At 70.7% G+C, this 9077-nt stretch carries 8 protein-coding genes; 5 read left to right on the top strand and 3 right to left on the bottom strand.

Annotation, left to right across the window (positions count from 1 at the left end; genetic code table 11):
- The coding region (locus QOL99_RS11925; protein WP_285524112.1) for a DUF2259 domain-containing protein at positions 1–483 on the top strand (483 nt) is incomplete at its 5' end.
- A gap of 60 nt (positions 484–543) precedes the next feature.
- Here the strand turns inward: QOL99_RS11925 and QOL99_RS11920 are convergent.
- The 3 genes from QOL99_RS11920 to QOL99_RS11910 form a co-directional block, all read right to left on the bottom strand.
- The gene (locus QOL99_RS11920) at positions 544–2193 is read right to left on the bottom strand and encodes a VOC family protein (RefSeq protein WP_285524111.1); all 1650 of its coding nucleotides are present in this window, start codon (positions 2191–2193) and stop codon (positions 544–546) included.
- A gap of 67 nt (positions 2194–2260) precedes the next feature.
- The gene (locus QOL99_RS11915; RefSeq protein WP_285524110.1) at positions 2261–2746 is read right to left on the bottom strand and encodes a MarR family winged helix-turn-helix transcriptional regulator; all 486 of its coding nucleotides are present in this window, start codon (positions 2744–2746) and stop codon (positions 2261–2263) included.
- 53 nt (positions 2747–2799) lie between these two features.
- Positions 2800–4068, bottom strand: a complete 1269-nt coding sequence (locus tag QOL99_RS11910) for a PLP-dependent aminotransferase family protein (RefSeq protein ID WP_285524109.1) — start codon at positions 4066–4068, stop codon at positions 2800–2802.
- Between the two features lie 140 nt (positions 4069–4208).
- On the opposite strand from QOL99_RS11910, the gene QOL99_RS11905 reads away from it, so the two are divergent.
- The 4 genes from QOL99_RS11905 to QOL99_RS11890 all read left to right on the top strand — a co-directional run bounded on the left by QOL99_RS11905 (position 4209) and on the right by QOL99_RS11890 (position 8543).
- Positions 4209–4391, top strand: a complete 183-nt coding sequence (locus QOL99_RS11905; protein WP_285524107.1) for a hypothetical protein — start codon at positions 4209–4211, stop codon at positions 4389–4391.
- Between the two features lie 112 nt (positions 4392–4503).
- Complete coding sequence (locus QOL99_RS11900) at positions 4504–5061, top strand: LabA-like NYN domain-containing protein (RefSeq protein WP_285524105.1); 558 nt, start codon at positions 4504–4506, stop codon at positions 5059–5061.
- A 2-nt stretch (positions 5062–5063) separates the two neighbouring features.
- Entirely contained in the window at positions 5064–6170 is a 1107-nt protein-coding gene (gene queA / locus QOL99_RS11895; protein ID WP_285524103.1) for a tRNA preQ1(34) S-adenosylmethionine ribosyltransferase-isomerase QueA, read from the top strand.
- A 312-nt stretch (positions 6171–6482) separates the two neighbouring features.
- Positions 6483–8543 (top strand): M3 family metallopeptidase, encoded by a 2061-nt coding sequence (locus tag QOL99_RS11890; protein WP_285524101.1) that lies wholly within the window; start codon positions 6483–6485, stop codon positions 8541–8543.
- Positions 8544–9077: the final 534 nt, after the last annotated feature.

Raw genomic sequence — 9077 nt, 5'->3', positions numbered from 1 at the left:
CAGGCCGACTCGCCCGACCCCGCCCCGGTCGTGGCCCGGCTGCTGCGGCAGGAGGCGGGCGTGCTGCGGCTGCACGCCCTGAACCCCGCGCGAGTGGCCCGGCCCGTCCATGCCCGGACCTTCCCGGTGATGGCCCCCGTCTGGCCCGAGGGGGTGGCGGCGGGGACGGCCCTGGTTCGCCCTGTCCGGCTGTGGAGTGTTCCGGTGCCTGTCAGCCTGAGCGTGCGCCGGGTGGCGTCGAGCTGCCGCTGGGGAGACCTGCTGCCGACCGGGGAGGGGCCTGCCGGATTCACCCTGACGGTGCGCGATCAGGTCATCCACAGCGACCGCACACTGCCGCCGGGCCGCGAGTGCGCCGCCCGCTACGCCCTCGACCGCGCCTACGTGCAGGGCAACCGCGCCGTCTTTATCGTGCGGGCCTACACGCCCGGTTTCGAGGGACCGAACGCGGACGTGGTGCCGGTGGCGGCGCGGCTGCGGTAGGAGCAGAAGAAGGGGGGCGCGGGGTGATCTCTTCCGCGCCCCCCTTCCCATGACACCTGCTTACACCTGCCCCGCCACCCGCCCCATGATCGCCCGCACCGCGTCCAGCTCGTCCTTGTTGATGGAATGGCCCAGGCCCGGATACACCCGGTCGTCCACCGCCGCCCCCCGCGAGCGCAGGTGCGCGGCGCTCTCCTGAAAGCGAGGGAGGGGGATGTGGGCGTCGTCGGGCGCCACGCCCATGAAGACCGGGGTGCCCGACAGGTCGCCCGCCTGGTCCAGCGTGATCAGCCCGCCGCTGAGGGCGAAGACGCCCCCTAGCGTCCGCCCGGAGCGGCTGGCGTACTCCAGCGCGAGGCAGGCCCCCTGCGAGAAGCCGCCCAGCACCACCCTCTCCGGCGGGATGCCCTGGCGTTCCAGTTCGGCCATCACCCCGTCCACCGTCGCCAGCGCCCGCCCGAGGTGCGGCTGGTTCTGCTCCACCGGGGCCAGGAAGGACAGCGGGTACCAGGTGTTGCCCGGTGCCTGCGGCGCGAGATACGCGAAGGCGCTGAGGTTGAGGTCGTCGGCCAGCGAGAGGATGTCCGGCGCCGTCCCGCCCCGCCCGTGCAGCAGCACCGCCGCCACCCGCGCTTCCCCCAGGGGCCGCCCGGCGGTGTGGGCCTCGGTGCCCGTCTCTCCGGCCCCGGTGACGGGTGCGGCGGCGCTCAGGTCGCGGGAGCCCAGCGTGGTGCCGTACTCGCGGTTCACGATTTTCGGCACGTGCGCCTCGATGGCCGCGCGGCGGTCCTCGTACCACGCGGGGAGCTTGAGGTGCTGGCCGAGTTCCTCCACCGGCTCGTCGTCCGCGAAGCCGGGCGCGTCGGTGGCGATCTCGAACAGCACGCCGCTTTGCTCGCGGAAGTAGATGGAATGGAAGTACTGGCGGTCCTGCACGGGCGTGGGGCGGTAGCCGACCTGGGTCAGCCCGGCCAGATACGCCTCCTGCTCGGCGTCGTCACGGGTCCGCAGGGCGACGTGGTGGATGCTGCCCGCGCCGAAGGTCCCGCGCGGCTGCCCCGGCCGCTCGATCACGTCCACGTACAGGCCCACGCCGTCGCCGCTGCCCCGGAAGCGGGTGCGGGTGCCTTCCGGGTCCGGCTCGCTCCCGGCCTCGGTGAAGCCCAGGTGCCCCACCAGCAACTCGCGCACCGCGCCCGTGTCGCCCACCCAGGCGGTCACCGAGTGGAAGCCGCGCAGCTCGTGCTCGGCGGGCACCGGGCTGGCGGGCCAGGGCTGCACGGCCCCGCCGTCCTCGAAGACCAGCTCGACCCAGGTGCCGTCGGGGTCCTCGAAGGTCAGGACCGGCTGCCCGAAGCGCTCCGTCCGGGTCGGCGCGAAGCCGTGGTCGCGCAAGCGGGCCTCCCAGTACCCGTCGCTGCCACGCGGGGCGCTGTAGGCGGTCGCCACGACCTCGCCGTTGCCGCGCACGCCCCTCCTCGCGCCGGGCCAGGGAAAGTGGGTCATGATCGTGCCCGGCCCCCCGGTCAGGTCGCCGTAGTAGAAGTGGTAGGTGCCGGGGTCGTCGAAATTGACCGTCACCTTGACCAGCCGCTGCCCCAGCGTTCCCGAGTAGAAGTCGATGTTGCGCTGCGGGTCAGAGGCCATCACCGTGACGTGGTGCAGGCCCTGCACCGGGCTGGTGCCAGGAATGGGGGAGAAGGTCGTCATGCCCCCAGTATAGTTCGATGTTGAACGATTCTGGGTGGGCCAGGTGGGGTTTGCGCGAGGGAGAAAGTCAGCGCCGGGGCGTCGGCGTCAGCTCGGCCGCCTCGCCCATCAGCGACCGCCCCAGCTTGCGCGAGAGGGCCGCAAGTTGGCCGAGTTCGTCGGGGGTGAGTCCGGCGAACACCTCGCGGATGCCGCGCACGTGGCCCGGCAGCACCCGCGTGATCAGGGCCTCGCCTCCTTCAGTCAGAAAGACGTTGGTCACCCGGCGGTCGTGGGCGTCGCGCTCGCGGCGCACCAGCCCGTCGCGTTCGAGGTTGTCGATCACCAGCGTGAGGTTGCCGCTGGAGCGCAGGATCTTGTCCGCGAGCTGGCGCTGGCTGAGCGGCCCGAGGTGGTACACGGCTTCGAGCACCCCGAACTGGCTGACGGTCAGGCCATGCTCCGCGAGGTGCCGGTGCGCCGCCGTCTCGACCGCGTGCGCGGCCCGCCACAGCTTGATATAGGCGTCGAGCGCGGCACGGTCTTCGGGGGTTCCGGCATAACGGGTGGGCATCTCCCCGCCATGGTCGGGGCAGGGCTGGGCGAAATCAAGCGGCGCGAAACCCGTCAGCGCCCGCTGCGGTGCTCCTCGGTCGCCAGCCGGATGCACGCCGCGAGGCCCTGCATCGCCGTGCGGACCTCCTCCAGCGGGGGGCGCGTGGGCGCGAGGCGCAGGTTGCGCCCGGTGGGGTCCTGGCCCCCCGGATAGGTCGCCCCGGCGGGCGTGAGGCTGACCCCGGCGGCGTCCGCCAGCTCGACCACCCGCGCGGCCACGGGTTCGGCCGTGTCCAGGCTGATGAAGTACCCGCCGCGCGGCACCCGCCAGTTCGCGTACTCGCCCCCCGCGCCCAGCTCGGCCCGCAGCACCTCGTCCACCGCGCGGAACTTGGGCGCGATCAACTCGGCGTGCCGCCCCATCAGGCCTTCCAGGCCGCCGGGGTAGCCCTCCAGAAACCGCACGTGCCGCGCCTGCTCGACCTTGTTGGGGCCGATGCTCTGGGCGCCCAGGTACCCCGACAGCCACTTCACGTTGTCCTCGCTGCTGCCCACGAAGCCCAGGCCCGCGCTGGCGAAGGTGATCTTGGACGTGGAGGCGAAGACGAAGGCGCGGTCGGGGTGTCCGGCGTCGCGGGCCAGGGTCACCAGATTGACCGGCTCGTCGCGCTCCGTATCGGACAGGTGATGCGCCCGGTAGGCGTCGTCCGCGAAGACCGTGAAGTCGGGGGCCGCCGCCCGCAGGCTCATCAGCCGCCGGGCCTTGTCCGCGCTGATGCTCTCGCCGCCGGGGTTGGAGTAGGTGGGCACGAACAGCACGCCCTTGACCGAGGGGTCTTCCGCCGCCAGCCGCTCGATGGCGTCCACATCGGGGCCGTCGGGCTGCATGTCCACGGGCAGCAGTTCGAAGCCCAGCGTCTCCAGCAGCAGGAAGTGGCGGTCGTAGCCGGGGACGGTTACGATCAGCCTGGGCCGCTGCGTGATCCACGGCCCGCTCGACCCCCGGACGCCGTGCAGCAGCGCGAAAGTCAGCACCAACCCCTGAAGCTCCAGGCTGGAGTTGTTCCACACGACCACGTTCTCGGCCTTGAGGTCGAGGTAACGGGCGAACAGGGCACGCGCCGACGGCAGGCCCGCCACTCCGCCGGGGTAGTTCCGCAGGTCGAGGCCGTCCATCTTCACGTCGTCCTCGCCCAGCGCGGTGAGCAGGCCGTTCGACAGGTCGAAGTCGGCGTCGGAGGGCTGGCCGCGCTGCATGTTGAGCTTGAGGCCCCGCGCCCGGAAAGCGTCGTAGGCGGCGCGGGCCTGCTCCAGTGCCGGGGAGGTGGCTGGCTTGGTCATGCCCCCACGTTACCCGCGCGGGGCCGGGGAGGGGAGGGGGTTGGTTAGGGGGCCGCCTCCGCGCGACTCCTGGGTTGAGCACGGACACGCAGAGGACACAGGGCTCGTCTTCCCGCACCGGAGCAGGCTTACACTGCCCCATGACTCCCCACTCCGCCCTGCGATTTCTGCTGGCCGCCCTGCTCGGCGGGTTCGCGCTGCTGCTGGGCTGGACGGCCTTCCCGGTCATGGAGAAGGGCACGTCCTGGCGACCCTTCTTCGTGGTCAGCGGGGCGGCCGTCGTGCTGGCCCTGACGCTGGGCTGGCTGGTCGCGCGGGCCTGAGCCGGGCGCACCCCTCCGGCCATTTGCCCTATCCTGCACCCGCTCGCCCGACCGGGTGGGCTTTGATTCCGCCCCCCTCTTTTTCCGGCCCCACCCAACAGGAGAACTCCCAATGCACTACGTCGTTTCCCGCCCCCGCGTGGGCGTCTTTATCGATACCCAGAACCTCTACCACTCGGCCCGCGACCTGCTGGAGCGCACGGTCAATTTCGAGACGATCCTGCGCGAGGCGGTGGCCGGGCGCGAACTCGTCCACGCGATCTCGTACACCGTCGAGCGCGAGGGCGAGGCGACCGCGCGGCCCTTCATCTACAAGCTCTCGGCGCTGGGCTACAAGGTGCGGCGCATGAACCTGACCCTGCACCACGTCGCGCCCGACGGCCGCGCCATCTACGAGGGCAACTGGGACATGGGCATCGTGGCCGACATGGTGCGGCTGATGGACCACCTCGACGTGGTCGTGCTGGGCAGCGGCGACGGCGATTTCACCGACATCGTGGAGGTGTTGCAGGAGCGCGGCAAACGGGTCGAGGTGATCGCCTTCCGCGAGCACACCGCCCAGAAGCTGATCGACGCCGCCGACCGCTTCACCCACCTTCCCGACCTCGACGGGGCGCTGATGCCCGCCCGCCAGAAAAACGGCCCCAAGCCCAGTGGTGACGAGGTCTGACCGTGGGGCCTGATCCCGACGCCGTCCTCGCCCGGCTGCACTTCGACCTGCCCGAGTCGCGCATCGCCCAGACCGGGGCCGAACCGCGCGACGCCTCGCGCCTGATGGTGGTCGGGGAGAGAATCGAGCACCACATCTTCCGCGACCTGCCCGACCTCTTGCAGCCCGGCGACCTCCTCGTGTTCAACGAGAGCCGCGTGATTCCCGCCCGCGTGATGGCGCGGAAACCTGTGGTCAACGGCATGGGCGGGGGCCAGATTGAAGTCCTGCTGCTGCGCGAGGAGGCTGTGCCGGAACTGGGGGGGAACGTCTGGTCGGCGTACCTCAAGCCTGCCAAACGCGCTGGGAACGAACTCTGGTTAGGTGAGCACCGGGCCGAGGTCGTCGGCGTGCTGGAGGACGGCGCCCGGCTGCTGCGCTTCGGGCACGACATCAAGCCCCACCTGGACGGGATCGGGCGGCTGCCGCTGCCCCCCTACATCGCGGCGGGCGACTCGGACGAGACGTGGCGCGAGCGTTACCAGACGGTGTACGCCCGCGAGCCGGGCAGCGTGGCGGCACCCACGGCGGGCCTGCACTTCACGCCCGAGCTGCTCTCGCGGCTGGAGGCGCGGGGCATCGAGCGCGTGGCGGTGACGCTGCATGTCGGCGCGGGCACCTTCAAGCCCATCACCGGGTCGGTCGCGGACCATGTGATGCACGCCGAGCGGTACGCCATCAGCGAGGCGACGGCGGACGCGGTCAACCGGGCGAGGGCGCAGGGCCGCCGCGTGGTCGCGGTCGGCACCACCACCGTCCGCGCCCTGGAAAGCAGCGCCCAGGAGGACGGCAGCGTGCGCCCCGGCGAGGGCGACACCCGCATCTTCATCACGCCGGGAACGCGGGTGCGGGTGCCCGACCTGCTGGTCACCAACCTGCACCTGCCCGGTTCGACGCTGCTGCTCCTGGTGGCCGCCTTCGCCGGAGAGGAGCGTATCCGGGCGGCGTATGACGCGGCGCTCGCCCAGGGCTACCGCTTCTACTCGCTGGGGGACGCGATGCTGCTGGAGCGGGAAGACGGTCGGCGGGAGGTGGAGAGTCCAGGCAGGGACGGCGTGCAGGAGGCGTGAAGTTGCCAGCCCTCACCCTCTGCGCGGCCTGCGTGCCACAGGCCAGCGTTCCGCGTCGGCAGCCCGGAAAGACAGGGCGGCGCGTTCCATAGGGATTCCGTCCAATTCCTTGACTTCCGGGACACCACCGGAAGGAAATCCACCTCCCGGAACCCGCCCTTTCTCCTTCTCGCCTCCGCTCGGACCTGAATCTCTTCGTCAACGATTCAATCGGAGTCCGTTTCATAGGGCAGGACAGCACAGGTGGCGGGGTGAAGAACATCCGCCGTTTGGCGCAGGGCCCGCCCCGCCCGCCTCTCTATACTCGCCTCCATGACGCAAGCGCCCACCGCGCCCGTTCAGAGCGACAACCCGCTGCTGAACGTCGGCTTCCGTATTCCCTTCGACCAGATTCGTCCCGAGCACGCCGAACCCGCCGTGGACACGCTGCTCGCGCAGACGCAGGAGCGGCTGGACACGCTCGCCCGCGCGGGCGAGCGCGACTACGCCGACTTCATGGCCGATCTCGACACGCTGACCGAGCAGCTCGACACCGTGCGCGTGATCGTGGGGCATCTCGACAGCGTGGTGACCAGCCCCGAGTGGCAGGCGGCCAAGCGGGCGATTCTGCCGAAAGTCACCGAGTTCTACACCAACCTCAGCCTCCATCCGGGGTTGTGGACGGCGCTGAAGGGCTTCGCCGGGACGGAAGCGGGGCGCGGCCTCGACCCCGTGCGGGCCCGCCATCTCAAACTCACCATCGACGAGTTCCGCCGTCAGGGGGCCGACCTGCCCGAAGACCAGAAGGCCCGGCTGCTGGAGGTCAATACCCGGCTGGCGCAGATCACCAACGACTTTTCCAAGAACGTGCTCGACGCGACCGCCGCTTTTGAACTCTATGTTCCGACGGAGCGCCTGGCCGGAGTCCCCGAGCGCGTGCAGGAAGCGACCCGTCTCGACGCCGAGAAGCACGGCCAGCAGGGCCACCGCCTGACCCTGCACCTGCCCACCCTGGAGCCCGTCCTGACCTACGCCGACGACCGCGAGCTGCGGCGTGAGCTGTGGCTGGCGCAGAACTCGGTGGGTTCGCAGGAGGGCCGCGACAACCGCCCGCTGGTGGGCGAGATTCTGCGGCTGCGGCGCGAGCAGGCCCGGCTGCTGGGCTTCCGCGACTTCGCCGACTACGTGTTGCAAGACCGCATGGCGGGCGGCGGCGAACGCGCCCTGACCTTCGAGCGCGACATGGAAGCCCGCGTGCGCCCCTTCTATGAGCGCGAGAACGCCGAGCTGGAAGCCTTCTACCGCGAGCAGGCGGGCGCGGACGCCCCGGCCCTGGAAGCCTGGGACGTGGGTTACTGGGCCGAGAAGCAGCGTCAGGCCAAATACGCCTTCGACGAGGAGGCGCTGCGCCCCTACTTCGCGATGGACAGCGTGCTGTCGGGGCTCTTCGAGATCTGCCGCCGCGTCTTCGGCATCACGGTCACGGAGGCCCAGGCCCCCGGCTGGCACCCTGAGGTGCGCTACTACGACATCCGCGACGAGGCAGGCACGCACCTCGCCTCCTTCTACACCGACTGGTTCCCCCGCGACACCAAGCGGGCGGGCGCGTGGATGAATGCCTTCCTGACGGGTGGCCCGCGCGAGGACGGTGTGGAGCCTCACCTGGGCCTGATGTGCGGCAACATGACGGCCCCCAGCGGCGACACGCCCGCGCTGCTCTCGGTGCGCGAGGTCGAGACCGTCTTCCACGAGTTCGGCCATCTGCTGCACCACGCGATGTCGAACGTGGAGGTCCGCAGCCTCAGCGGCACCCGCGTCGCCTGGGACTTCGTGGAGCTGCCCTCGCAGATCATGGAGAACTGGGTGCTGGAGCGGGGGGCGCTGGACCTCTTCGCCCGCCACTGGCAGACGGGCGAGCGGCTCCCCGACGAGCTGTTCGAGAAACTGGTCGCCGCCCGCAACTACCGCGCGGCGAACGCCACCATGCGCCAGCTCTCCTTCGGCACCGTGGACCTCGAACTGCATGTCGAGTTCGACGCCGACGCGCCGGGGGCCGATCCGGTCACCTTCGCCCGCGACATCATGGCCCGCTTCTACCCCTACGCGCTGCCGGAGGATTACGCCCGCATCGCGCAGTTCGGGCACCTGTTCTCCAGCCCGGTCGGGTACGGCGCGGGGTATTACTCGTACAAGTGGGCGGAAGTGCTCGACGCCGACGCCTTCTCCCGTTTCGCGCAGGAGGGCATCTTCAACCGCGAGACGGGCCGGGCATACGTGGAGAGCATCCTGAGCCGGGGCAACAGCAAGGACGCGGCCGAGCTGTACCGGGACTTCATGGGGCGTGACCCCGATGCCGAGGCGCTGCTGCGGCGGAGTGGGCTGGTCGAGGCGTAACTCCAGTCTGGCTTTGGGCCTCTGCCTTCGGGTGGGGGTCTTTTTTTGTGGGCAGGGGGTCTTGATTGCGGTTTGCCCCCACCCCCAGCCTCTCCCCCAGACTCGTAGAGCTGCGAAGCAGAGGGGGCAGGGGAGCAGCGCTGCGCTCGGCAAAGGGTGTTCCCCCATCTTCTGGCGTCGCTTGCCCCGTCCCCGTTTCCCCCTCCACGCCATCCTGCCGCCCAGCGCAAGGCCTCTGCGCAGATGCGCCGAACGGCTCGTCTGCCTGGAACATGGGCTTGCGAGGCGGGGACGCTTCGGGCGGCTGACACAAGGAAAAGACGGCTTTGGCAACAGCAGCGGTTGACCCCTCTCGCCCAGCGGGAGAGGGGCCTCGCGCAGCGAGGGGGTGAGGGGGCGTGTGACCCCCCTCATCTCCATTCCCCTCGCCCCCTCCTTCCCCATGCCCTACCATCTCCCCGTGACCCTGGACTGGCGCGAACACGCTTCCGCGCGGCGGGCGCGGCCTCCGCAGGTGCGCGGCGCGGTGGCGCG

This window comes from Deinococcus rhizophilus (assembly GCF_030271215.1).
Lineage (GTDB): Bacteria > Deinococcota > Deinococci > Deinococcales > Deinococcaceae > Deinococcus > Deinococcus rhizophilus.
This window is presented reverse-complemented; position numbering and strand designations above follow the sequence as displayed.